Raw genomic sequence first — 22,480 nt, forward strand, 5'->3', positions numbered from 1 at the left:
CGACAGGAGGACCGCGATGTCATCGGGCAATTCATCTCTGGGAATTATCGTCGGGATCGACGATTCACCGGCCGCACAGGTTGCGGTGCGGTGGGCAGCTCGGGATGCGGAGTTGCGAAAAATCCCTCTGACGCTCGTGCACGCGGTGTCGCCGGAAGTAGCCACCTGGCTGGAGGTGCCACTGCCGCCGGGCGTGCTGCGATGGCAGCAGGATCACGGGCGCCACCTGATCGACGACGCACTCAAGGTGGTTGAACAGGCTTCGCTGCGCGCTGGTCCCCCCACGGTCCACAGTGAAATCGTTCCGGCGGCAGCCGTTCCCACATTGGTCGACATGTCCAAAGACGCAGTGCTGATGGTCGTGGGTTGTCTCGGAAGTGGGCGGTGGCCGGGCCGGCTGCTCGGTTCGGTCAGTTCCGGCCTGCTCCGCCACGCGCACTGTCCGGTCGTGATCATCCACGACGAAGATTCGGTGATGCCGCATCCCCAGCAAGCGCCGGTGCTAGTTGGCGTTGACGGCTCGTCGGCCTCCGAGCTGGCGACCGCAATCGCATTCGACGAAGCGTCGCGGCGAAACGTGGACCTGGTGGCGCTGCACGCATGGAGCGACGTCGATGTGTCGGAGTGGCCCGGAATCGATTGGCCGGCAACTCAGTCGATGGCCGAGCAGGTGCTGGCCGAGCGGTTGGCGGGTTGGCAGGAGCGGTATCCCAACGTAGCCATAACCCGCGTGGTGGTGCGCGATCAGCCGGCCCGCCAGCTCGTCCAACGCTCCGAGGAAGCCCAGCTGGTCGTGGTCGGCAGCCGGGGCCGCGGCGGCTACGCCGGAATGCTGGTGGGGTCGGTAGGCGAAACCGTTGCTCAGCTGGCGCGGACGCCGGTCATCGTGGCACGCGAGTCGCTGACTTAGGTTCAGCGGCGAACGACAAGCACCGAACACTCGGCGTGACGGAACACCGGATGTCCGGATGGCCCGACCAGCCGCGCTAGCTGACCGGCCTCACCACCGCCGATCACTGCCAGCTGTACGCGCTCGTCGTGGTCGGCCAGGAACCGGGCAATACCCGTGTGAGTGGTGATCGGGTAGACGCGCACATCGGGATGACGGTGGTGCCAATCCTGCACGCGACGTTCGAATTCGCCGTCCGGAATCTCCCGGAGCTCCTCCGGTCGCCCGCCGAGTGCCAGTATGGGCGCTTGCCGCAACTTCGCTTCCCGGGCAGCGTATTCCAGCACGGCCTCGTTATCCGGTGCGTCGGTCATGCGCACCACGATCCAGTTGATGTCAGACGCTGGCTGGTCCACTTTTGAGCGCATGACGGCGACCGGGCAATGCGCCTTTTCGGCCAGCTCGGTTGCCGTCGAACCCAAGATCGAGCTGGCGTAGCGCCCGATTCCCACGGAGCCGACGCAGATCATCTCGGCGTCGCGCGATGCCTCCACAAGCACCGGGCCGGCTGGCCCGCGGGGGATGTCGGTTTCGATCTTGACGAGCTTGCCCGCGGCCTCAACAGCGGACTGCGCTTCCCGAAGCGATCTTTCAGCATGCGCAAGGTCGCGGTCGTAGTCGTCCGGGGACGGATGTGTCGGCTTGATCACTGAGACCAGTCGCAGCGGCACCGCTCGGCTGATGGCCTCGTCAACCCCCCACAATGCGGCCGTAATCGCCGCGTGCGAACCATCGATACCAACAATGATTGTTTTCATCGTCGGCTCTCCTCTCCCAGACATTTCCCGATGCTCGATCACCCCGCATCGGAAAACCTGTCCGCATCTTGGGGACTCGTGGTAAAGGTCGGTTCCGGCTGGGCCAACCGGTAGACGTCAATCAGCCGCGCGACATCGCTGGGAGTGACGATGCCGACCACCGCGCTCCCTTCGGTGACCAGCGCACGGCTGCGCGGGCCGAGCGGTGCCATCCGCTCTAGGAGCGCGGTCAGCGGCTCTTGTGGTCGGGCGGTCGGCACGCTGTGCAGCGGCAGCGCAATGTCACCTACGCTGGTAGTGCTGCGCCGGCTAGGCGCAACATCGCGCAGCTGCCGCAATGCCACCAGGCCCGTGATCGATCCGTCCCGATCGGCAACCGGATATGCCGAGTGCCGTTCACCAAGCACGTAACGCTGGATGAAATCCTCGACATTGATCCATCCGGGAGCCGTATGCGGTTGGGCGGTCATCGCATCGGCCACACGCACCCCGGCAAACAGCTGCTGGGTCGAAATCCGGGTCTCCTCCTCGCGAGCGGCAGCGAAGATAAACCAGCCAATGAAGGCTAACCAGACCCCACCGACGAGGCCACCAGCCACAAACTCGGCCAATCCCAACGCGATCAAGACCAGCGCAACCACCCGTCCGGCCCGCGCCGCACCGATCCCGGCGCGCACACTATCGCCGTGGCGGCGCCACAGATAGGCCCGGACCAACCGCCCACCGTCCAACGGCGCGCCAGGCAGCAGATTGAACAGCCCCAGCAGCAGGTTGACAGTAGCCAACCACCAAGCAACGCTGATCACGATGGCCGGGGTCCGCACGCCGGCGAGCGTGATGGCCAACGCACCGAATGTCGCCGACAGCGCCAGGCTGGTAGCCGGACCCGCGAACGCGATCCGGAAAGCGGCTTTGGGCGTCTTTGCCTCGCCGCCAAGCGCGGTCACCCCGCCGAACAGCCACAACGTCACGCTCTCAACGGATACCCCGGCGCGACGAGCGACGACGGCGTGCGCGAGCTCATGAGCCAACAGCGACGCCAGCAACATGACCGCGCCACCTGCGCCGAGAAGCCAATAGACCACGGCCGGGTAGCCTCCGACGGTACCCGGCAACATGGTCGCCAGACTCCAGGTGAACAACCACAGGATCACCAACACGCTCCAGTGGACGTTCACCACAAACCCGGCGATCCGCCCAAGCGGGATCGCATCACGCATTGGGTACCTCCGATGCTGGCGGATAAAGCCTTTCGTGCCGGCGGATGATCCGAGGTCGCTAGCTGGCGAGGGCCATGGGCGAGCAGATTGCCTTGACGAACTGCACAATGGCGTGCTCGGGCAGGTGTCGGGCGATGTCGGCTTCGGTGACGATTCCGACCAAGCGGTGCTCTGAGATGACCGGAACACGGCGGACCTGATGTTCTTCCATGACGTTGAGCATCTCCTGGATGCTTGCGTTCGCATCGACGTAGTAGATGCTGTCCCGGGCCAACTCGCCAGCCGTGGCGGTATTCGGGTCTAGGCCCGCAGCCAGGCCTTTGATCACAATGTCGCGGTCGGTGAGCATGCCGTGCAGCCGGTCGTCGTCCCCGCAGATCGGCAACGCGCCGATGTCGTGCTCACGCATGTATTGAGCGGCAGCGGTTAGCGTCTCGTGTTCGCCAACACAGGTCACACCTGCGTTCATGATGTCGCGTGCGGTGGTCATCGGGATCCTCCTCGAGTCGGGGTGCTATTGCTGATCTGCTGCCGAAGGTACGACCACGTCGTAGCGAACACTAGGGTCGTTTGACCCGTGGGCCGCGGGTCGATGGACCCGTACTGGCGCGCGTTGAGGCAGCTGGCTTGCCTGGCTTGTCCTCGCCGTAGGCCACCTCAAAGTCGAAGGTTATCAATTGATTTCACCAGCCGGATATAGCGCTATGGGCGGCCGCAGGACCGATAGTGATGCCGATCGGCCCCGATCGGGGTAACCGGCAATGGAACAACTGACAACCATGAAGGCTCGTTTCGACGGAAGCTGAAGACGCCGACAGGCACATGAGCCTCGCGACGGGGCCAATCCGTTGGCTTTGCGACCGTGGTCGTAGGTCCTGGCGGAGCCGGGTTGCCACATCCGTCACAAGCTGACACGCCGAACGTGCAACCAGGGCGGCATCGCCTGGGTGTGTCTCCGCCACCAGTGCACATTCGGCGCAGCCAGCCCACGCTCGGCGCGGAGTTAGGCGGAACGGTCGCGCTGTGTCCGTGGCGCGTCCAACAGGCCCGACTGCTCCAGCGCAGCCTGGACAAACCGTCGTACCGGCCGCGACTGGAAGAAGCCAGTGTGACCGCCTGGATACCACACGATTTCGGGTTTGCCCCAGTGCTCCCAGAGGCGAGTCACCTGTTCGCGTGGATGCACGAGTCGGTCGGCAATGCCCGCGTAGATAAAGCGGCCCGGCATGGGCACCAGTGGCGTAAGTGAGAGCGGCGAGATCATTCGGCCGATCGGTTCGGCCATCTTGACGGTGTGGCGGCGGGGGTCTTTGTGCCGAAGACCGCAGTGGCGGCCCAACAACTCGATCAGATCAGCCACTGGGACACCGAGAATCGCGCAGGCGAGACCTTCTTCGAGGCTGGCGACCAATGACGCGATGTAGCCGCCCAGCGAGAGACCGTTCAACCCGATCAGCGACTCCTCCTCCTGCGATCGTATCCAGGACAACAGCCGCCGGATATCCCACACCGCTTGAGCCGTCCCATGCACATCGTCGAGAACATCTTCTCCGGGAAAAACGGCGCCCTTCGGCAGACCTTGCCCGCGGGGACCATGCATCGGAAGAACCGGCATGACAATGTTCAGGCCGAGTTCGTCATGCAGCTTCCAGGCGCGGAACACCGCGAGATCCAACGGGGCCCTGCCCATCTCGGTGCCGTGTACACAAACCAGCCAGGGACGCGGCTCTGGGTGCCGCAGTAACAGGGCGTACTCGCGATTGTTCGCAGTGTATGAGAGCCACCGTTGGCTGCCCGGTTCACCCGGATGCGGCGTAAACCCACTGTCGAAGAAGATGCGATAAAAGGAGCGTCTGCGGTCCTTGACCTTTCGGACCGCGACCTCGGTGAGCGGTGGGGGCTGGGCAAAAAATCCGCTAGGCTTCTCCAGCCATCCGCGATTCCCATAGAACTCCAGTCCAGCGGCCACTTCTTGGCTGATGCGCTCGAACACTCGATGATTGCTGACCGGACGTCGTGCCTTGAGGCCCAGCAGGACGATTTCGTCTCGAAAGGCTTGCGCCGCTAAGGCAATAGTGGGCCGTGCGATCGGCAGTTTATCGGGCTGTTGACCCAGATAGTCGCGCCACGATTGAGCGACGTACAGACCGGTGTGCATGAACGGTCCCATGGCGCCGCTCAAGACCGGTGGACTCAGGCGAAAAGCCGAGCGTTCGTGGGTGCCGTCGCTCGCAGAACTTGCCATGGCAGCAAAGCTAACCGCGTGCGGAACGACGCGTTAGGGACTTACGTCCCGCCGGAAGTCACCTGTGTGGTGGTGGCCACTGTCGAGACCGGCGGCCCGTTGTGGTGGCCCAAGTGCCCTAAGGTGATCAGGTGCCGCAGCCCGGCCAGCACGCCGTCAGAGTTTCACGGGGCTTGGTCGCGGCCGATGGCGTCCTCATCGTGGGGTCGATGACCGAGGTGGACGCGGCGCGACCGGGCACATCGACGGTCCCCGGGGCTTTGTGGGCCAGTGAAGTGACGAAAGACCCCAGTGGACACGGACTTCGGCATGTCCACGCAACGACCGAGGCACTCCGGTATTCGGGCTGTTGGCCCCTACGCATGGGCCGGCCGATGTGGTCGGATAGGCAGGTGGGGGGTGCACCAGGAGGCGATGATGAATCTAGCGATATGGCACCCGCGCAAGGTGCAATCCGCCACCATCTATCAGGTGACCGATCGCTTGCACGACGGGCGCACAGCACGGGTGCCTGGTGACGAGATCACTAGCACCGTGTCCGGTTGGTTGTCGGAGTTGGGCACCCAAAGCCCGTTGGCCGATGAGCTTGCGCGTGCGGTGCGGATCGGCGACTGGCCCGCTGCGTACGCAATCGGTGAGCACCTGTCCGTTGAGATTGCCGTTGCGGTCTAAGCACCACCTAACGGTGTCGTCCCGAAGGGACGATTGCCGATCCGGTGGATGACTTTGGTCCCTATGCCTTCCCGCTGGACCGCACAACGATCGAAGGTGCCACGACGCATAGAAGACATGGCCATGCCACACCCTGATAGCATTGCAGCAAGCTACATGTACTGCTCTACCAGGATCCTTATGGGCAACAGTGGGTTTGAGTTATGAAACCCGTGGGCACATACCCTTCCGCGTCGTACTGGTCAGTCTCGACAGCGAAGAGATCACCGGTTGATCCACCAAGCATGCATTGGCGGGCATCTGCATAAACGGTGACGTATCAGCACAAAACAGCGGAGAGAACAACATGCGATCAGAACGTCTCCGGTGGCTGGTAGCCGCAGAAGGTCCGTTCGCCTCGGTGTATTTCGACGACTCGCACGACACTCTTGATGCCGTCGAGCGCCGGGAAGCGACGTGGCGCGATGTCCGGAAGCATCTCGAAAGCCGCGACGCGAAGCAGGAGCTCATCGACAGCCTCGAAGAGGCGGTGCGGGATTCTCGACCGGCCGTCGGCCAGCGTGGCCGCGCGCTGATCGCGACCGGCGAGCAAGTACTGGTCAACGAGCATCTGATCGGCCCACCACCGGCTACGGTGATTCGGCTGTCGGATTATCCGTACGTCGTGCCATTGATAGACCTTGAGATGCGGCGACCGACGTATGTATTTGCCGCGGTTGATCACACCGGCGCCGACGTCAAGCTGTATCAGGGGGCCACCATCAGTTCCACGAAAATCGATGGGGTCGGCTACCCGGTGCACAAGCCGGTCACCGCCGGCTGGAACGGCTACGGCGACTTCCAGCACACCACCGAAGAAGCCATCCGAATGAACTGCCGCGCGGTCGCCGACCATCTCACCCGACTGGTAGACGCTGCCGACCCCGAGGTGGTGTTCGTGTCCGGCGAGGTGCGGTCACGCACAGACCTGCTTTCCACATTGCCGCAGCGGGTGGCGGTCCGGGTGTCGCAGCTGCATGCCGGACCGCGCAAAAGCGCCTTAGACGAGGAAGAGATCTGGGACCTGACATCCGCGGAGTTCACCCGGCGGCGGTACGCCGAAATCACCAATGTCGCACAACAATTTGAGGCGGAGATCGGACGCGGATCGGGGCTGGCGGCCCAAGGGTTGGCGGAGGTGTGTGCGGCTCTGCGTGACGGCGACGTCGACACGCTGATCGTCGGAGAGCTAGGCGAGGCCACCGTGGTCACCGGTAAAGCGCGTACTACGGTCGCGCGGGATGCCGACATGTTGTCCGAACTCGGCGAACCGGTAGATCGCGTGGCAAGGGCCGATGAGGCGTTGCCATTCGCCGCGATCGCGGTAGGTGCCGCATTGGTCCGTGACGACAACCGGATCGCGCCACTAGATGGGGTGGGCGCATTGCTGCGTTATGCCGCCACCAACCGACTCGGCAGCCATAGATCCTAGGATGCTGCACCGCGACGATCACATCAATCCGCCGCGGCCCCGCGGGTTGGATGTTCCTTGCGCCCGCCTACGAGCGACAAATCCCCTGCGCGCCTTGGCGCGTTGCGTTCAGGCGGGCAAGCCGGGCACCAGTTCAGGGCATCGGTCCGTGCCGCATACGGCGGACTTGCGAATCGAAGCCTGGGCACCGACCCGTGACGGCTGTATCCGGCAGGCGGTGCTGGGTACCGTCGAGAGCTTCCTCGACCTGGAATCCGCGCACGCGGTCCATACCCGGCTGCGCCGGCTGACCGCGGATCGCGACGACGATCTACTGGTCGCGGTGCTCGAGGAGGTCATTTATTTGCTGGACACCGTCGGTGAAACGCCTGTCGATCTCAGGCTGCGCGACGTTGACGGGGGTGTCGACGTCACATTCGCAACGACCGATGCGAGTACGCTAGTTCAGGTGGGTGCCGTGCCGAAGGCGGTGTCACTCAACGAACTTCGGTTCTCGCAGGGTCGCCACGGCTGGCGATGTGCGGTAACGCTCGATGTGTGAATTGAGACCTGATTCATGAAAATCGTCGAGGAGACCCCATACCGGTTCCGGATCGAACAAGAGGGCGCGATGCGGGTGCCCGGGATCGTGTTCGCGTCCAGGTCGTTGCTGCCTCGTGACGAAGGCGACATGGCCCTGATGCAAGTGGTCAACGTGGCTACGCTGCCGGGGATTGTCCGGGCCTCGTATGCGATGCCCGATGTGCACTGGGGATATGGTTTCCCAATCGGCGGCGTGGCCGCAACCGACGTCGACAATGATGGAGTCGTTTCCCCAGGCGGTGTCGGCTTCGATATTTCGTGCGGCGTAAGACTCTTGGTCGGCGAAGGGCTGGACCGCGAGGAGCTGCAACCACGGTTGCCGGCGGTCATGGACCGGCTTGATCGCGCGATACCGCGCGGAGTGGGCACGGCGGGTGTGTGGCGACTACCCGACCGGAACACGCTGCAGGAGGTGCTCACCGGTGGTGCCCGGTTTGCGGTGGAACAGGGGCATGGCGTCGCGCTAGACCTCGAGCGGTGCGAAGACGGCGGTGTGATGACAGGAGCGGACGCGGCCAAAATCAGTGACCGGGCCCTCCAACGCGGGCTTGGGCAGATCGGCAGCCTTGGCTCGGGCAACCACTTCCTGGAAGTCCAGGCCGTGGACCGCGTCTACGATCCGGTTGCGGCCGCGCCGATGGGTCTGGCGGAAGGGACCGTCTGCGTGATGATCCACACCGGCTCACGGGGCCTGGGCCATCAGATCTGCACGGATCACGTCCGCCAGATGGAACAAGCCATGGGCCGATACGGAATCGCGGTGCCCGATCGCCAATTGGCTTGTGTGCCGGTGCACTCCCCCGATGGGCAGGCCTATCTCGCCGCGATGGCGGCGGCGGCCAACTACGGACGCGCCAACCGCCAACTGCTGACCGAGGCGACGCGTCGTGTGTTCGCTGATGCAACCGGAACACCTCTGGACCTGCTCTACGACGTGTCGCACAACCTGGCCAAGATCGAGACGCATCCGATCGACGGTCAGCTGCGCTCGGTGTGCGTGCACCGCAAGGGCGCCACCCGCTCGCTGCCGCCGCACCATCACGAGCTGCCGGCCGAACTGGCAGCGGTCGGCCAACCCGTGCTGATACCCGGGACGATGGGTACGGCGTCATATGTGCTTGCCGGGGTCACCGGCAACCCGGCGTTCTTTTCCACCGCGCATGGTGCTGGGCGGGTACTGAGCCGTCACCAGGCCGCCCGCCACACCAGCGGTGAAGCGATACGCGCCAGCCTCGCAAAACGTGGCATCATCGTCCGCGGTACCTCTCGTAGGGGTATCGCCGAGGAAAAGCCGGAGGCCTACAAAGACGTCGACGAGGTCATCGAAGCCAGCCATCAGAGTGGCCTCGCGCGCAAAGTGGCTCGCCTTGTTCCCTTGGGCTGTGTCAAAGGATGAATCAACGGCGAACATTCCAGCCGTCGCGACCGCCTTCTTCAGTGGTGCAGACCCGTGACCGGCTGATGGGTACTGGCTTCGATATCCGACGACGTCAAAGCGAATAGCTGATTCGCCAAATCCGACAAGGCCCGGGCGATCGCAAGTTCGTCGCCGATCTGGGCCACCGGCTCATCGGCCGGATCGAGTCGCGCCAAACCAACACCCACCATCTGCCTGCCTGCCCAGGACAGCCGCGCCTTCGCCCGGGTGCGCTCGTCGTGTTCCTCAATCAGCACATCAATTTGGCAGGTTTTTCCAACGTGCTCGCTGTCTGTCATCGCGGCCTCCCTGTCGGATTTGCGCTTACGCCCGCCGATCTGCCCCGCTAGCTGAACGCGGTATCTATCCAATCACCACAATCGGTCGTGGAGTAGGCCAGAATTCTTTTCGCCCGACCCGGGCCCGCCTAGCGCTGACAACCGCTAGATGGCCTTCAGGAGGTCTGCTTTGCCCTTGGTACGGAGTGTGTACAGAGGTGAGCCGCGCAACTGCTCAATGCGAGCCGCCATCTTGTCACCGAGCTCCTCGAGCTCGGCATCGGTGATGTGCACCGGTGTAGGAGCGGGGATCATGTCGCGTTCCTCTACGTCGGCGTGCGCCTCCAACACGGTCCGGAACACGTTCCACTCTTCTTCATACCCGGGCGCGCGCTGCGGAGTGCGCAGCAGCGTCGCGAGCTGATCAACCACCTGACGGTGCTCGGCGTGGGTACCCGTGATTGGTTTGCCGGCCGCGGAAAGGGCAGGGTAGTACAGGTCATCCTCGATGCGGAAGTGAATGTCCAGCTCGATGAGCATCTCGTCGAAAAGGACATGGCGCTCTTCGCTATTCACCGGCGCCTCGCCGACTTTGCGGCCCAGTCCTTTAAGCACGGTGTGGTGGCGCTTTAATACGTCGTAGGCATTCACTTCGTTGCTCTATTCCGTATTCGGGATCAACGAGACAACCGTAACCTCGCGCCGCGGCCCATTAATGTGAGGTAGCTGTGAATCAGCACAAAGAAGCCTGTGCAGTAGCGCGACGCTCGGCGTACCGGCACGAGTCCGACGGCCCGCATGTCCATGCGGCCGCCGGCACCAGCGCCGAGGCCCCCGCAGGATACCGGGATCTGCAGCTCCTCGTGCGGAAACAGTTGCCGCAGTTCGGGTTCGGGCAGTTCGGCGAGCGTGATGTTCGCGCCTAACGGCAACAACTATCCGTCGGCGCCCTGGGTGCCGGGCGGGCCCATATTGCCCTGGATGCCGGAGCTGCCACCCGGTGACCCACCCGCGCCGCCGGCGCCCCCGTTGCCGCCCAGCGCGAAATCGCCGCCCTGACCGCCGGTCGCGCCGGTCCCGCCGTTGCCGCCGTTGCCGCCCTGGCCGCCGAGGCCACCTTGCCCACCCGTGCCGCCTGCGCCGGTGCCGCCGGCAGCTCCTGCCCACCCGATCAGCCCGCCGGCTCCGCCGCTGCCGCCGGTGGTCCCGCCGGCGCCGCCGGTACCGCCAGTGCCACCAGCGCCCCCCACGCCGCCTGTACCGCCGCCACCGCCAATTGTCGCTCCCCCGCCGGTGGTGGTACCCGCGCCGCCGGCGCCACCGTTGCCGCCGGCACCACCGATGCCGCCGATGCCACCGGTGCCGCCGACACCGCCGGCACCCCCGCCACCACCAAGCCCGATGAGCGACCCAGCCGCCCCGCCGTTGCCGCCGACACCGCCGCTGCCACCCATACCGCCGGTACCGCCGACACCGCCGAGGCCCCCCAGACCGCCGGTGCCGCCTTCCGCGGTACCCGCACCGTCGGTGAGACCCTCTCCGCCCGCGCCGCCGACACCGCCCGCGAAGCCGGCGGCGCCACCACCACCGGTGCCGCCCGTCCCGCCGGCCCCACCGGCGCCGCCGTTGCCGATTAACATCCCGCCACGTCCACCGTTTCCACCGGCACCACCGGTGCCGCCGTTACCGCCCGCCGCGCCTAGTGCCCCGTTACCGTCACCGCCGATTCCGCCGTCACCGCCGAAAGCGTCACCTACACCCGTGTTGTGCCCCTGCCCCCCCTTGCCGCCAGCACCACCCACGCCACCGTCGACCCCTCCGGTGGCACCGTCACCCCCCTCACCCCCGGTAGCCACGCCGCCGGCGCTGCCGTCGGTCTCACCTATGCCGCCAGCGCCGCCAGCGCCGCCGGCACCGCCATCGGTACCGACAGTACCCCCGGCTCCACCCTTACCGCCGGTGCCGTCGTTGCCGTCGAGCGACTCCCCCAGCCCGCCCTGCCCGCCGACGCCGCCAGCCTCGCCGACGCCACCGGCGGGGCCGGGACCCCCGTTCCCGCCAGTTTGATTCCCGTTGCCGCTGTTGTCGGTACCGTTCGCACCGGTGTTGGGGTTCGCAATCGAGCCGGGGTTGACCCCGTTTGTCCCGGCCAGACCGGTGCCACCCTGCCCGCCGGCACCACCGGACCCGAACCAGTTGGCATTACCGCCGTTGCCGCCCGCGCCGGGCATCCCGCCCAGGACACCCGCCACGGCCGGCCCACCCTGTCCGCCGGCACCGCCATCGCCCAACAACATCCCGCCGGCACCGCCATTACCACCGGCCGCCCCGGCCCCACCCAGACCCCCAACACCGCCATTGCCGATCAATAGCGGACCCGCACCGCCGTCACCACCGGGCGCACCGTCCCCACCAACGCCGCCACCGCCCCCGGTGCCGAAGTAGCTGGCCGCCCCTCCGACGCCGCCGGCGGCGCCAAGGCCACCGGCCCCGCCGAATCCACCATTGCCGAACACGCCGCCAACGCCACCGCTCCCGCCCACGCCGCCGGTGGTGCCCACCCCCGCCGCGGCCCCGCCAGCACCGCCGAAGCCCCCGCTGCCGATCAACCCCGTCGCCCCACCGACACCGCCAGTACCGCCGACCAAAGTGGCCCCTGCAGCCCCACCAGCCCCACCGGTCCCGCCATTACCCAGCAACCATCCACCGCGACCACCGACACCCCCGGCAGCACCGGACCCGACCAGCCCGTCCCCACCTTTACCGCCAGTCCCGCCGTTACCGATCAACCCCGCATCCCCGCCAGCACCACCTGGCTGACCCGGCGCACCCGATCCGCCATTCCCGCCGTTGCCAAGCAACAGCCCGCCCGGCCCACCGGGAGCCCCCGTCCCGTCGGCCCCGTTAGCGCCATTGCCGATCAACGGGCGCCCCAACAACGCCTGGGCGGGGGCATTTACCACGCCCAACAAATCCTGCAACGGCGCAGCACTGGTGGCCTCGGCAACTACGTATGAGCGCGCGCCGTTCGTAAGGGACTGCACGAACTGGGCGTGAAACGCCGACAGCTGCGCACCAAAAGCCTGATAGCTCTGCGCGTACGACCCGAACAAGGCCGCAACTGCCGCCGAAACCTCATCCGCGGCAGCCGCCACCACCCCCGTGGTCGGCAATGCCGCCGCCGCATTCGCCGCGTTGATCGTCGACCCAATGTTGGCCAGATCCGAAGCCGCCATCGTCAATGCTTCCGGCACCGCAATCACAAATGACATCTGCGACCTCCTGGACCGGACAACCCGCATGGTCGCCGCGGATCATCGAGCACTCGGCAGCAACAAATCCTATCCCGCCTCGCAGACGGCGGAGGCCATTTGGCCGCCGGCGCGTACTCTTCGCTACGACCGCCAGAGCCCTTGGTTAGCGACCGGATTCGACCGCCGCATGAGCCAAACTGTTACCGGTGTGGGTGTGCAGAACTGCGCAGTTAGCAAACGCCGATGCAGCGCGGTGGACCACAGCAGCCGCACACCGTACCGGCGCTGAGTGATAAACCCGACCCGGGCCCGGCGGATGCGATATCGTCTTGCGGCTATGGCGGGTATGCCAGAGGGCAAACTCATCCTCCTCAACGGCGGATCCAGCGCGGGAAAGACGTCGCTCGCCTTGGCGTTTCAGGATCTTGCCGCCGAGTGTTGGATGCACATTGGGATAGATCTGTTCTGGTTTGCGCTGCCGCCAGAGCAGCTTGACCTTGCGCGGGTGCGGCCCGAGTACTACACATGGGACAGCGCGGTCGAGGCCGACGGGCTGGAGTGGTTCACCGTGCACCCGGGCCCCATCTTGGACCTGGCCATGCATTCCCGCTACCGCGCCATCAGGGCATACCTGGACAACGGAATGAACGTCATCGCCGACGACGTGATCTGGACACGTGAGTGGCTGGTAGACGCTCTGCGGGTTTTTGAGGGCTGCCGAGTCTGGATGGTCGGGGTCCACGTATCCGACGAGGAGGGTGCCCGCCGGGAATTAGAACGCGGCGATCGCCACCCCGGGTGGAACCGAGGCAGTGCGCGCGCTGCCCACGCCGACGCCGAGTACGACTTCGAGCTGGATACCACCGCGACCCCGGTCCACGAGCTGGCCAGGGAGCTGCATGAGAGCTATCAAGCCTGCCCGTACCCCATGGCTTTCAACCGGTTACGCAAACGCTTCCTATCTTGAAATGGAGCCAAAAGTCGTGCGCAACTGGAACTTTCACTCCTGGCAAACGCTGGGGCGACCCGTCACCGCGCGCTTGGGTTCGGGTCGAATCGTCGGCCGCGCGGGTCGTGCGGAACATTGCACCCGACGCGGCGGAATCGGAGTTGAGAAGTACATGGCGGGACGCACCCGGCACCGGTCAGGCATTCTTTACCCATGGATGTGGAGGCCCTGCTGCAGTCGATCCCGCCGCTCATAGTCTACCTGGTGGTCGGCGCGGTGGTAGGGATCGAGAGCCTGGGCATCCCCCTTCCCGGCGAGATCGTGCTGGTCAGTGCCGCGGTGTTGTCGTCGCACCCCGAGCTGGCCGTCAACCCGATCGGCGTCGGCGGCGCTGCGGTGATCGGCGCCGTGGTCGGCGATTCGATCGGCTACTCGATCGGCCGCCGCTTCGGCTTACCGCTATTCGACCGGCTGGGCCGGAGGTTCCCAAAACACTTCGGCCCCGGTCATGTCGCGCTTACTGAACGGTTGTTCAACCGATGGGGAGTCCGAGCCGTGTTCCTCGGTCGCTTCATCGCGCTGCTGCGGATATTCGCCGGACCGCTCGCTGGCGCCCTGAAGATGCCCTACCCGCGCTTCCTGGCCGCCAACGTCACAGGCGGCATCTGCTGGGCCGGCGGCACCACTGCACTGGTCTACTTCGCCGGGATGGCCGCCCAGCACTGGTTGGAACGGTTCTCCTGGATCGCGCTGGTCATCGCGGTCATCGCCGGCATTACGGCCGCGATCTTGCTGCGCGAACGCACTTCGCGCGCGATCGCCGAACTCGAGGCCGAGCACTGCCGCAAAGCCGGTACCACCGCGGCGTGACCGACCGGCTTGAATCCGGTACCCACGCTCACAGGAGCTGCAATCTAGACAGATCTCCAGTCATGTCATAAAAATGAGATCTGAAATTACTTGACAAGCTTGTCTTCGGACAGTGCGGGGCATCCGCCGCGGTGGCTGTACGCCGTCGATTAGGAGCGCACCATGGGCCTGATCACTACAGAACCACGCTCTAGTCCCCACCCGCTCAGCCCACGGCTCGTCCACGAGCTAGGCGACCCACACAGCACGCTGCGGGCAACCACTGACGGCAGCGGGGCAGCGTTGTTGATCCACGCGGGCGGCGAGATCGATGGCCGCAACGAGCATCTCTGGCGTCAATTGGTCACCGAGGCCGCCGCCGGCGTCACGGCGCCCGGACCGCTCATCGTCGACGTCACCGGGCTCGATTTCATGGGCTGCTGCGCTTTCGCCGCACTGGCCGACGAGGCACAACGATGTCGGTGCCGCGGCATCGACCTGCGTCTGGTGAGCCACCAGCCGATCGTCGCCCGGATCGCCGAAGCGGGTGGGCTGAGCCGAGTGCTGCCCATCTACCCGACCGTCGATACTGCGCTCGGCAAGGGCACGGCCGGTCCAGCCCGTTGCTGATCCCGGCCGTAAGAGCACCGAGCCGACCGCCGGTGGCCCCACCGCTAGGGCCGATCGCACCGCCGCGCGACGATGTTCGCGTCAGGCGCGCATGCGGTATCGCTTGCCTTGCAAGGTAATCCACTTCGGACATCCACGATGCAGGTCGCGATCAAGTCGGGCGCGCCGCAGCAGTCAGTGGCCGCGAGGGGCGTACATGATCACGGCTACCCCGGCCATGCAGCCAAGGGCACCGATGACATCCCACCGGTCGGGCCGGAACCCGTCCAGGGCCATGCCCCAGGCGAGCGAACCGGCGACAAACACACCACCGTAGGCGGCCAAGACCCGACCGAAATGGGCGTCCGGCTGCAATGTGGCGAAGAACCCATAGACCCCAAGCGCAATAACTCCGAGTCCCGCCCAAAGCCAACCCCGTTGCTCGCGGACGCCCTGCCATACCAGCCACGCGCCACCGATCTCCGCAACCGCCGCCAGGACGAATAGCAGGATTGACCGCACCACCATGGTTGCGAGCCTACGAGATCCGCTGCCCTGCCGCCCCCCAACCAATCGCGCACCCCAAATGCTTCCCGTCACCCGCGCTCAGCCAGACACCGGTGTTGGCTACAACTATGGTTCCCGGATCAGGCGCAGCAGTTCGGGTTGAGCACGGTACACAGCGCTTGCAGGGCTTCAGGATGTACCCGATGGAAGACGTGCATGCCCCGGCGATCGGAAATGACCAGGCCGGCCTTGCGCAGCTGGGCCAAGTGGTGGCTGACGGTGCCATCGCTGAGGCTGAGCGCCGCCGCTAGTTGGCCGCTGACCTGCTCGCCGGCCGGCGAGCTGAACAGGTAGGACATGATCTTGACTCGTGCCGGGTCGGCCAGGGCCTTCAGCCGCAGCGCCACCGCCAAGGCGTCGCCGTCGCTCATCGGCCCCGCCGCCACCGGGGCGCAGCACACGGGAGCGGAGATGTCAATCACCGGCAGCGACTTGGGCATAGGCCCACCCTGCCAGATACCTTGACATATATCAAAGAGATGTTGCACACTGGGTTCGGCGCCATTTTGATATAAGTCAAACAACTGGGAGGTGTCTACCAATGTCCCGCGTTCAGCTAGCCCTCAACGTCGACGACCTGGAGGCCGCAATCACGTTCTACTCCAGGCTGTTCAACGCCGAGCCCGCCAAACGCAAGCCCGGATACGCCAACTTCGCGATCGCCGATCCGCCGCTTAAGTTGGTGCTGCTGGAGAACCCCGGCACCGGCGGTACCCTCAACCATCTCGGTGTGGAAGTCGGCTCGAGCAACACCGTGCATGCCGAAATCGCCCGGTTGACCGAAGCCGGACTGGTCACCGAGAAGGAGATCGGCACCACGTGTTGCTTTGCCACCCAGGACAAGGTGTGGGTGACCGGCCCGGGTGGGGAACGCTGGGAGGTTTATACCGTGCTGGCCGACTCCGAGACCTTCGGCAGCGGTCCTCGGCACAACGACACCAGCGACGGCGAAGCAAGCATGTGCTGCGACGGCCAAGTCGCCGTTGGCGCAAGCGGCTAACTGTAGGCCTGACCCCGGGGTGCGTCTCCAAGCCGCGGAGCCCACCCCGGGCCACTCAATGCCCCCTAACCCGCGTAGCGCCGTTCACCGCGTGGCCGCTTGCGGACCTGATTCGATATTTGTCAATATTGATGTATGTCGAATCTGCATCCGTTACCAGAGGTGGCGAGCTGCGTAGTCGCGCCGCTGGTGCGCGAACCGCTGAATCCTCCGGCCGCGGCCGAAATGGCGGCCCGGTTCAAAGCCCTGGCCGATCCGGTGCGATTGCAGCTGCTGAGCTCGGTTGCCAGTCGCGCCGGCGGCGAGGCCTGCGTCTGCGACATTTCCGCGGGAGTCGAGGTGAGCCAGCCCACGATTTCGCATCATCTCAAGGTGCTGCGCGACGCGGGTTTGCTGACCTCGCGGCGTCGGGCCTCGTGGGTGTACTACGCCGTGGTCCCCGAGGCGCTGACCGTGTTGTCGAACCTGCTCAGCGTGCATGCCGATGCCGCACCCGCCCTGGGGGCACCGGCATGACGGAGACGGTCACCCGCACCGCCGCCCCGGCGGTGGTGGGCAAACTCTCGACGCTGGACCGCTTCTTGCCGGTGTGGATCGGGTCGGCAATGGCCGCCGGGCTACTACTGGGCCGGTGGATTCCCGGCCTGCACACCGCCCTAGAAGGGGTTCAGCTCGACGGGATTTCGCTGCCGATCGCGCTAGGCCTGCTGATCATGATGTATCCGGTGCTGGCCAAGGTGCGCTACGACCGCCTCGACACCGTCACCGGTGACCGCAAGCTGCTACTCAGCTCGCTGCTGCTGAACTGGGTACTGGGCCCGGCGTTGATGTTCGCGCTGGCTTGGCTGCTACTGGCGGATCTGCCCGAGTACCGCACCGGGCTGATCATCGTGGGCCTGGCTCGCTGCATCGCCATGGTGATCATCTGGAACGACCTGGCCTGCGGGGATCGCGAAGCCGCCGCCGTGCTCGTCGCGTTGAACTCGATCTTTCAGGTGGCCATGTTCGCCGCGCTCGGCTGGTTCTACCTGTCGGTGCTACCGGGTTGGCTGGGCCTCGAGCAGACCACCATCGCCACATCCCCGTGGCAGATCGCCAAGTCGGTGCTGATCTTCCTCGGCATCCCGCTGCTGGCCGGCTACCTGTCGCGGCGGATCGGCGAAAAGACCAAGGGCCGCAACTGGTATGAATCCCGCTTCCTGCCCAAGGTGGGACCGTGGGCGCTCTACGGTTTGCTGTTCACCATCGTGATTCTCTTTGCGCTGCAAGGAGATCAGATCACCGGCCGACCGCTGGACGTCGCACGCATTGCGCTGCCGCTGCTGGCCTACTTCGCCATCATGTGGGTAGGCGGCTACCTACTGGGGGCGGCGCTGCGGCTAGGGTATCGGCGCACCACCACGCTGGCGTTCACCGCCGCGAGCAACAACTTCGAGCTGGCCATCGCGGTGGCCATCGCCACCTACGGCGCCACCTCCGGGCAAGCCCTGGCCGGAGTCGTCGGGCCCCTGATCGAGGTACCCGTCCTGGTGGGGTTGGTCTATGTGTCCCTGGCGCTGCGCAACCGCCTCGCCGGTCCCAACGCGACCCACGATGCCGACAAACCCAGCGTCCTATTCGTCTGTGTGCACAACGCCGGACGTTCCCAGATGGCCGCCGGGCTATTGACCCACTTGGCCGGTGACCGCATCGAAGTCCGTTCGGCCGGAACCGAGCCCGCCGGTCAGGTCAATCCGACGGCTGTGGCCGCGATGGCCGAAATGGGCATCGATATCACCGCCAATGCCCCCACATTGCTCACCGGCGGGCAGGTCCAGTCCAGCGACGTCGTCATCACGATGGGCTGCGGCGATGCCTGCCCTTACTTCCCGGGTGTCTCCTACCGCAACTGGAAACTACCCGATCCCGCCGGCCAGCCCCTCGACGTTGTGCGCATGATCCGCGACGACATCGCAGACCGCGTCCAAGCCCTGATCGCCGAGCTGCTGGCCACCGCCAAGACCAGATAGCGTGTGCCACGCTCGGTGCTGCGCCGATACGTGAGGTCCCGGCTGGGATCGGATTTTCCGCGTGTACGGCGGCTAGGCACCAGCGGATCGCATTTGTACTGGTTAGAGACTTGCCGAGTGGCCGCATTAGCCTGCGTGGAGCGCTTGGTCAAAAAGCTCGGCCCTGTTCGGCCCTATGGGTTCCTGTTGATCTGCCCTGTTCGTAGTCTCGACAAAGCGGCTGCCCGAGATCGCGTGCGACGATATCGGGAGCGGCTGCGGCAACGAGGTCTGCGGCCGATACAGATCTGGGTTCCCGATGTGAACGCACCCGAATTTGTCGGCGAAGCACACCGTCCGTCGGCGCTCGTCGCGGCCCGCGAATACGAGGACGACGATCAAGCCTTCGTCGATGCGGTATCGGTCGACTGGGACGACGCCACCTGACGTGCGGCGCGGCGACATCCACACCGCGGCGGCGCGTGGTGCCTACACCGGCAAGCCACGCCGGTCGCGGTCATCCAGAATGACCGGTTCGATTCGACGGCCTCGGTTACCGTCGTGCCGTTTACCACGCGTGATGTCCAGGCATCCCTGATGCGAATCCCGGCCCCAGCGTCCAACACCACCGGGCTGACCGAGACCAGTCGCCTGACGGTCGACAAGGTGACAACATCCCCCGCACCAGCCTGACGCGGCAGGTTGGTCGGTTATCGGCCAAAAACATGGTCAGGCTCGACCGTGCATTGCTGGTTTTCCTGGCCGGCTGACAATTGCGCCACCTGGTCATCAGAACTGATCGGGCGGGGAAACGAAACGGGGCTCCCAGCGGAGGTCATGAGTTGGCGCGCCGGTTTCGCCGCGATCTCTCCGAACTTGACCGCTAAACCTCGGGGCAGAAGTCATGAACAAGCCCGTTAGGAGGCGTTTGAGGCCGTAAATGTTGATGAGGGCGGGGAAAGTGTCGTCATGGCCGTCGCGCTGAATTCACCACGCCCCCACGACGGAGCTCGTGGGCACCCAGCATTCACTGCTTACCACTACGATCTCGCTCACGAGGTTCGAGCAGCCACTGTCGCCTGCCGCCAACGAATAATGCTCCCTGACCTAGTGGTCCCGGCTGGGATCGAACCAGCGACCTTCCGCGTGTGAAGCGGACGCTCTCCCACTGAGCCACGGGACCGGCGCCGAGGAGATGAACGAGGTCGAAGATTAGCACGTGCAAGACATCGTCAGCAGCAGTCTACGTGCGCTTCACATAGGGGCTGCGATAGCCTAGAGCCGCAACGTACCAAGAGATTTGTGTGGGCCCGCTCACCTCGACTATCGTCGTGCTTCGCACCGGGCGACGATCTCGTTCGTTGCGCGCGGATGTAGCGCAGTTGGTAGCGCATCACCTTGCCAAGGTGAGGGTCGCGGGTTCGAATCCCGTCATCCGCTCGAAGGTGCTAGTGGCATCAAATCCCAGCGGTGGAGTGGCCGAGTGGTGAGGCAACGGCCTGCAAAGCCGTGCACACGGGTTCGATTCCCGTCTCCACCTCCAGGTTCAACCCCCAGCGCGATTAGCTCAGCGGGAGAGCGCTTCCCTGACACGGAAGAGGTCACTGGTTCAATCCCAGTATCGCGCACCACGATTGACCTGCGGTTTCATCCACAAAATCTGGGCTGCGTGAACTAAATGTGAACTGACTCGGTGCAACCACCGAAAGGTTCCTCTGTTCCGTGCCCACGCCGACACCGACGGTGACCCCACCAGATGCGCCTGCCGCCCGCTGGCTAGCCTGGCCTGTTGCTGCAAGCGCCTGGTCGACGCCCGCTATCACGCTGTTGTCGCGTCCACCGAACTCACCGAGGCACGCCGCACCCGCGCAACCGAGCTGACGGAGCTGATCACCACCGCGCTCGCCTTCTGCGAACGGCTGCAAACGGTCGTTGAGGGTGACCGGCGGGCTGAGGTGACCCGATGAGCGGCGGCTGGCTCGCCGAGCACCTCGGCCTGTCCACAAACCGGCTCCGGCACGAACTCGCAGACCGGCTCGACGCGCACTACGGGCCACCCGCACAGAACAGGGAGCTCGCGCGGCCGAGCCTGCGGATTATCAACGAGGGCACTGATGGATGACCTGACGCGGCTCCGGCGCGAGCTTCTGGACCGATTCGACGTGCGGGACTTCACAGACTGGCCTCCAGCATCGCTGCGAGCCCTCATCGCGACCTACGACCCCTGGATCGACATGACGGCCAGCCCGCCACAGCCTGTATCGCCCGGAGGGCCTCGACTCCGACTCGTGCGATTAACCACCAACCCATCCGCGAGAGCAGCCCCTATCGGAAACGGTGGGGACTCTTCTGTTTGCGCTGGTGAGAAACAGTGCCGCCCACCGTAGCGGCCTGCGCGTGGCAATTGACCGACCTGACCCGAGTAGCCGCCAGTGGGCTGTAAGCCATTCTTTACGGCAGCCTGTTGTAAAGGTAACGTTTACACGTGGAGGTGAGGGCTAGCGCCCGCAAGCACGGCATCAACGACGACGCCATGCTCCACGCATACCGCAACGCGCTGCGCTACGTCGAACTGGAATACCACGGCGAAGTTCAACTGCTGGTGATCGGCCCCGACCAAACCGGGCGCCTTTTAGAGCTGGTCATCCCAGCAGACGAACCACCCCGGATTATCCACGCCAACGTACTACGCCCGAAGTTCTACGACTACCTGAGGTGATGAGATAAGAGTGAAGCACAAGACCGACATTGACGAGTGGCTCGACACGATCGAGCCCAACCCGGCCGACGCCCACGATGCCAGCCACCTGCGGCGCATCATCGCCGCGAAAGAAGCGGTCCAAACAGCCGAATCTGAGTTGCGGGCCGCAGTGAATGCTGCCCGCGCCGCCGGCGACACCTGGGCAGCCATCGGCGTCGCCCTCGGCATCACCCGCCAGGCCGCGTTCCAACGGTTCGGGCCACACAGCACAGCGAGCCCCTAAACCGGCGCGCCTCCGCGGTGGAGTTGACGACGACCAGACAGGGCCGAAGCGGAGTCACAGCGTCTGGCCGACACACGTGGCGTCGTGTTTGCTAGGCATGGGTTTTGTGTTTGCTGTCCCCCACAACCCCAGACCCGTACAAATCCCCAGACCCCTACACACAGCGACACGGCGACCCGCCGTCTCCTGAGTGTGTTTGCTAAAATTTCGTTTGTTCTGGTCGATCACTTATTGTGTTTGCCGGTTTTGGCGATGGGCTTGATTCCTCTGACAGCAACACCAGTTGGCCCCTTCCTGGCCAGGACGTGATAGACCACGCTGGTGGGTCATGCGCACCGGAGCACCCGATGATCGTCGTCCGTACGGCCGAGGCGGCCGAGCAGGCCCTGACTGAGGGCCAGCTGGTCTGCCCCCGCCGCGGATGTGGCGACACCTTGCGGCGGTGGCGATATGGACGGCGCCGGCATGTGCGCAGCCTCGGCTCGCAGGTGATCGATGTGCGGCCCCAGCGGGTGCGTTGCCGCAGATGCGAAAGCACCCATGTGCTCCTGCCAGCGGCGCTACAGCCACGCCTAGGGCGCGGCGGCGGCGGCCAGTTACGTCCAGGGGTGTGGTGTACGGGCAGGTAAGGCCGGTGGGCGTGTCGTAGCCCAGTAGTGGGCGGTCATCGCGTGATCCTTCGAAACGA

The 22,480-nt window shown here is 65.2% G+C and carries 30 protein-coding genes and 4 tRNA genes; 21 read left to right on the plus strand and 13 right to left on the minus strand.

Features of this window, described 5'->3' with window-relative positions; genetic code table 11:
• The first annotated feature begins 16 nt into the window (after nt 1–16).
• Entirely contained in the window at nt 17–910 is an 894-nt protein-coding gene (locus tag FF952_RS13925; RefSeq protein WP_003413592.1) for a universal stress protein TB31.7, read from the plus strand.
• Between the two features lie 2 nt (nt 911–912).
• On the opposite strand, the gene FF952_RS13930 is transcribed toward FF952_RS13925, so the two are convergent.
• The 4 genes from FF952_RS13930 to FF952_RS13945 form a co-directional block, all read right to left on the minus strand.
• Nucleotides 913–1,707 (minus strand): universal stress protein, encoded by a 795-nt coding sequence (locus FF952_RS13930; protein WP_003899400.1) that lies wholly within the window; start codon nt 1,705–1,707, stop codon nt 913–915.
• A 38-nt stretch (nt 1,708–1,745) separates the two neighbouring features.
• Nucleotides 1,746–2,927, minus strand: a complete 1,182-nt coding sequence (locus tag FF952_RS13935) for a site-2 protease family protein (RefSeq protein WP_003899401.1) — start codon at nt 2,925–2,927, stop codon at nt 1,746–1,748.
• A 58-nt stretch (nt 2,928–2,985) separates the two neighbouring features.
• Nucleotides 2,986–3,417, minus strand: coding sequence for a hypoxic response protein Hrp1 (hrp1, locus tag FF952_RS13940; protein ID WP_003413598.1), 432 nt, complete (start codon nt 3,415–3,417; stop codon nt 2,986–2,988).
• 513 nt (nt 3,418–3,930) lie between these two features.
• The gene (locus FF952_RS13945) at nt 3,931–5,172 is read right to left on the minus strand and encodes an alpha/beta hydrolase family protein (protein WP_003899402.1); all 1,242 of its coding nucleotides are present in this window, start codon (nt 5,170–5,172) and stop codon (nt 3,931–3,933) included.
• A gap of 414 nt (nt 5,173–5,586) precedes the next feature.
• Here FF952_RS13945 and FF952_RS13950 point away from each other — a divergent pair, with 414 nt between their 5' ends.
• The 4 genes from FF952_RS13950 (at nt 5,587) to rtcB (ending at nt 9,293) form a co-directional block, all read left to right on the plus strand.
• Complete coding sequence (locus FF952_RS13950) at nt 5,587–5,844, plus strand: Rv2628 protein family (protein ID WP_151841263.1); 258 nt, start codon at nt 5,587–5,589, stop codon at nt 5,842–5,844.
• A 346-nt stretch (nt 5,845–6,190) separates the two neighbouring features.
• Nucleotides 6,191–7,315: an Rv2629 family ribosome hibernation factor gene (locus FF952_RS13955; RefSeq protein WP_003413610.1), complete on the plus strand. Its 1,125-nt coding sequence runs from the start codon at nt 6,191–6,193 to the stop codon at nt 7,313–7,315.
• A gap of 1 nt (nt 7,316) precedes the next feature.
• Nucleotides 7,317–7,856 carry an archease gene (locus FF952_RS13960; RefSeq protein WP_003413614.1) on the plus strand — a complete coding sequence of 180 codons (540 nt, stop codon included), beginning with the start codon at nt 7,317–7,319 and terminating at the stop codon, nt 7,854–7,856.
• Between the two features lie 15 nt (nt 7,857–7,871).
• Nucleotides 7,872–9,293 carry an RNA-splicing ligase RtcB gene (gene rtcB / locus FF952_RS13965; protein ID WP_017351416.1) on the plus strand — a complete coding sequence of 474 codons (1,422 nt, stop codon included), beginning with the start codon at nt 7,872–7,874 and terminating at the stop codon, nt 9,291–9,293.
• Nucleotides 9,294–9,331: 38 nt separating this feature from the next.
• Here the strand turns inward: rtcB and FF952_RS13970 are convergent, their stop codons facing one another.
• The 4 genes from FF952_RS13970 to FF952_RS13985 all read right to left on the minus strand — a co-directional run bounded on the left by FF952_RS13970 (nt 9,332) and on the right by FF952_RS13985 (nt 12,864).
• A complete protein-coding gene (locus FF952_RS13970; protein WP_003413619.1) occupies nt 9,332–9,613 on the minus strand; it encodes a DUF1876 domain-containing protein in 282 nt (93 codons plus the stop codon).
• Nucleotides 9,614–9,757: 144 nt separating this feature from the next.
• Nucleotides 9,758–10,243 (minus strand): non-heme di-iron catalase, encoded by a 486-nt coding sequence (locus FF952_RS13975; RefSeq protein WP_003413625.1) that lies wholly within the window; start codon nt 10,241–10,243, stop codon nt 9,758–9,760.
• Nucleotides 10,244–10,269: 26 nt separating this feature from the next.
• Nucleotides 10,270–10,524, minus strand: a complete 255-nt coding sequence (locus FF952_RS13980; protein ID WP_003908019.1) for a hypothetical protein — start codon at nt 10,522–10,524, stop codon at nt 10,270–10,272.
• A gap of 3 nt (nt 10,525–10,527) precedes the next feature.
• Entirely contained in the window at nt 10,528–12,864 is a 2,337-nt protein-coding gene (locus FF952_RS13985; protein WP_031653912.1) for a PE family protein, read from the minus strand.
• A 28-nt stretch (nt 12,865–12,892) separates the two neighbouring features.
• Between FF952_RS13985 and FF952_RS13990 the strand changes: the two genes are divergently transcribed.
• From FF952_RS13990 to FF952_RS14005, 4 genes are all read left to right on the plus strand, one after another.
• On the plus strand, nt 12,893–13,135 hold the full coding sequence (locus FF952_RS13990; RefSeq protein WP_003899405.1) for a hypothetical protein: 243 nt from the start codon (nt 12,893–12,895) through the stop codon (nt 13,133–13,135).
• Nucleotides 13,136–13,813 carry a phosphotransferase-like protein gene (locus FF952_RS13995; RefSeq protein ID WP_003899406.1) on the plus strand — a complete coding sequence of 226 codons (678 nt, stop codon included), beginning with the start codon at nt 13,136–13,138 and terminating at the stop codon, nt 13,811–13,813.
• A gap of 195 nt (nt 13,814–14,008) precedes the next feature.
• A complete protein-coding gene (locus FF952_RS14000) occupies nt 14,009–14,665 on the plus strand; it encodes a DedA family protein (RefSeq protein WP_003904900.1) in 657 nt (218 codons plus the stop codon).
• 162 nt (nt 14,666–14,827) lie between these two features.
• Nucleotides 14,828–15,274 carry an anti-sigma factor antagonist gene (locus FF952_RS14005; RefSeq protein ID WP_003413657.1) on the plus strand — a complete coding sequence of 149 codons (447 nt, stop codon included), beginning with the start codon at nt 14,828–14,830 and terminating at the stop codon, nt 15,272–15,274.
• Nucleotides 15,275–15,448: 174 nt separating this feature from the next.
• Here FF952_RS14005 and FF952_RS14010 read toward each other — a convergent pair whose 3' ends face one another.
• The gene (locus tag FF952_RS14010; protein WP_003413663.1) at nt 15,449–15,781 is read right to left on the minus strand and encodes a YnfA family protein; all 333 of its coding nucleotides are present in this window, start codon (nt 15,779–15,781) and stop codon (nt 15,449–15,451) included.
• A gap of 119 nt (nt 15,782–15,900) precedes the next feature.
• Nucleotides 15,901–16,260, minus strand: coding sequence for an Rv2640c family ArsR-like transcriptional regulator (locus tag FF952_RS14015; RefSeq protein ID WP_003413665.1), 360 nt, complete (start codon nt 16,258–16,260; stop codon nt 15,901–15,903).
• Between the two features lie 101 nt (nt 16,261–16,361).
• On the opposite strand from FF952_RS14015, the gene cadI reads away from it, so the two are divergent.
• The 5 genes from cadI to FF952_RS20830 all read left to right on the plus strand — a co-directional run bounded on the left by cadI (nt 16,362) and on the right by FF952_RS20830 (nt 19,501).
• Nucleotides 16,362–16,820, plus strand: a complete 459-nt coding sequence (gene cadI, locus FF952_RS14020) for a cadmium-induced metalloenzyme CadI (protein WP_003413675.1) — start codon at nt 16,362–16,364, stop codon at nt 16,818–16,820.
• Between the two features lie 135 nt (nt 16,821–16,955).
• Nucleotides 16,956–17,336: an ArsR/SmtB family transcription factor gene (locus FF952_RS14025; protein WP_003899407.1), complete on the plus strand. Its 381-nt coding sequence runs from the start codon at nt 16,956–16,958 to the stop codon at nt 17,334–17,336.
• Nucleotides 17,333–18,829: an ACR3 family arsenite efflux transporter gene (gene arsB / locus FF952_RS14030; RefSeq protein WP_003413686.1), complete on the plus strand. Its 1,497-nt coding sequence runs from the start codon at nt 17,333–17,335 to the stop codon at nt 18,827–18,829. The genes FF952_RS14025 and arsB overlap by 4 nt, the downstream gene beginning before the upstream one ends.
• 234 nt (nt 18,830–19,063) lie before the next feature.
• Entirely contained in the window at nt 19,064–19,255 is a 192-nt protein-coding gene (locus FF952_RS14035) for an antitoxin MazE family protein (protein ID WP_003912823.1), read from the plus strand.
• A gap of 114 nt (nt 19,256–19,369) precedes the next feature.
• The gene (locus tag FF952_RS20830) at nt 19,370–19,501 is read left to right on the plus strand and encodes a hypothetical protein (protein ID WP_003413709.1); all 132 of its coding nucleotides are present in this window, start codon (nt 19,370–19,372) and stop codon (nt 19,499–19,501) included.
• A 418-nt stretch (nt 19,502–19,919) separates the two neighbouring features.
• Here the strand turns inward: FF952_RS20830 and FF952_RS14045 are convergent.
• A tRNA-Val gene (locus FF952_RS14045) sits at nt 19,920–19,991 on the minus strand.
• A 184-nt stretch (nt 19,992–20,175) separates the two neighbouring features.
• Between FF952_RS14045 and FF952_RS14050 the strand changes: the two genes are divergently transcribed.
• From FF952_RS14050 to FF952_RS14060, 3 genes are all read left to right on the plus strand, one after another.
• Nucleotides 20,176–20,248 (plus strand) — tRNA-Gly (locus tag FF952_RS14050).
• A 29-nt stretch (nt 20,249–20,277) separates the two neighbouring features.
• Nucleotides 20,278–20,351: transfer RNA gene (locus FF952_RS14055), tRNA-Cys, on the plus strand.
• A 13-nt stretch (nt 20,352–20,364) separates the two neighbouring features.
• Nucleotides 20,365–20,439: transfer RNA gene (locus tag FF952_RS14060), tRNA-Val, on the plus strand.
• Here FF952_RS14060 and FF952_RS14065 read toward each other — a convergent pair.
• Nucleotides 20,410–20,631, minus strand: coding sequence for a hypothetical protein (locus FF952_RS14065; RefSeq protein WP_010950756.1), 222 nt, complete (start codon nt 20,629–20,631; stop codon nt 20,410–20,412). The two genes, FF952_RS14060 and FF952_RS14065, sit on opposite strands and share 30 nt — an antisense overlap.
• Nucleotides 20,628–21,017: a hypothetical protein gene (locus FF952_RS14070; RefSeq protein WP_003899422.1), complete on the minus strand. Its 390-nt coding sequence runs from the start codon at nt 21,015–21,017 to the stop codon at nt 20,628–20,630. Before FF952_RS14070 ends, FF952_RS14065 begins: the two co-directional genes overlap by 4 nt.
• Here FF952_RS14070 and FF952_RS14075 point away from each other — a divergent pair.
• The 4 genes from FF952_RS14075 to FF952_RS14090 all read left to right on the plus strand — a co-directional run bounded on the left by FF952_RS14075 (nt 20,923) and on the right by FF952_RS14090 (nt 22,421).
• A complete protein-coding gene (locus tag FF952_RS14075; protein ID WP_003900544.1) occupies nt 20,923–21,195 on the plus strand; it encodes a hypothetical protein in 273 nt (90 codons plus the stop codon). The genes FF952_RS14070 and FF952_RS14075 overlap by 95 nt on opposite strands.
• A 98-nt stretch (nt 21,196–21,293) precedes the next feature.
• Entirely contained in the window at nt 21,294–21,527 is a 234-nt protein-coding gene (locus FF952_RS14080; RefSeq protein ID WP_003413717.1) for a hypothetical protein, read from the plus strand.
• A gap of 10 nt (nt 21,528–21,537) precedes the next feature.
• Nucleotides 21,538–21,792 (plus strand): hypothetical protein, encoded by a 255-nt coding sequence (locus FF952_RS14085; RefSeq protein WP_003413719.1) that lies wholly within the window; start codon nt 21,538–21,540, stop codon nt 21,790–21,792.
• A gap of 347 nt (nt 21,793–22,139) precedes the next feature.
• A complete protein-coding gene (locus FF952_RS14090) occupies nt 22,140–22,421 on the plus strand; it encodes a hypothetical protein (protein ID WP_003899423.1) in 282 nt (93 codons plus the stop codon).
• Nucleotides 22,422–22,480: the final 59 nt, after the last annotated feature.

This window comes from Mycobacterium tuberculosis complex sp. N0072, from assembly GCF_030323725.1.
Lineage (GTDB): Bacteria > Actinomycetota > Actinomycetes > Mycobacteriales > Mycobacteriaceae > Mycobacterium > Mycobacterium tuberculosis.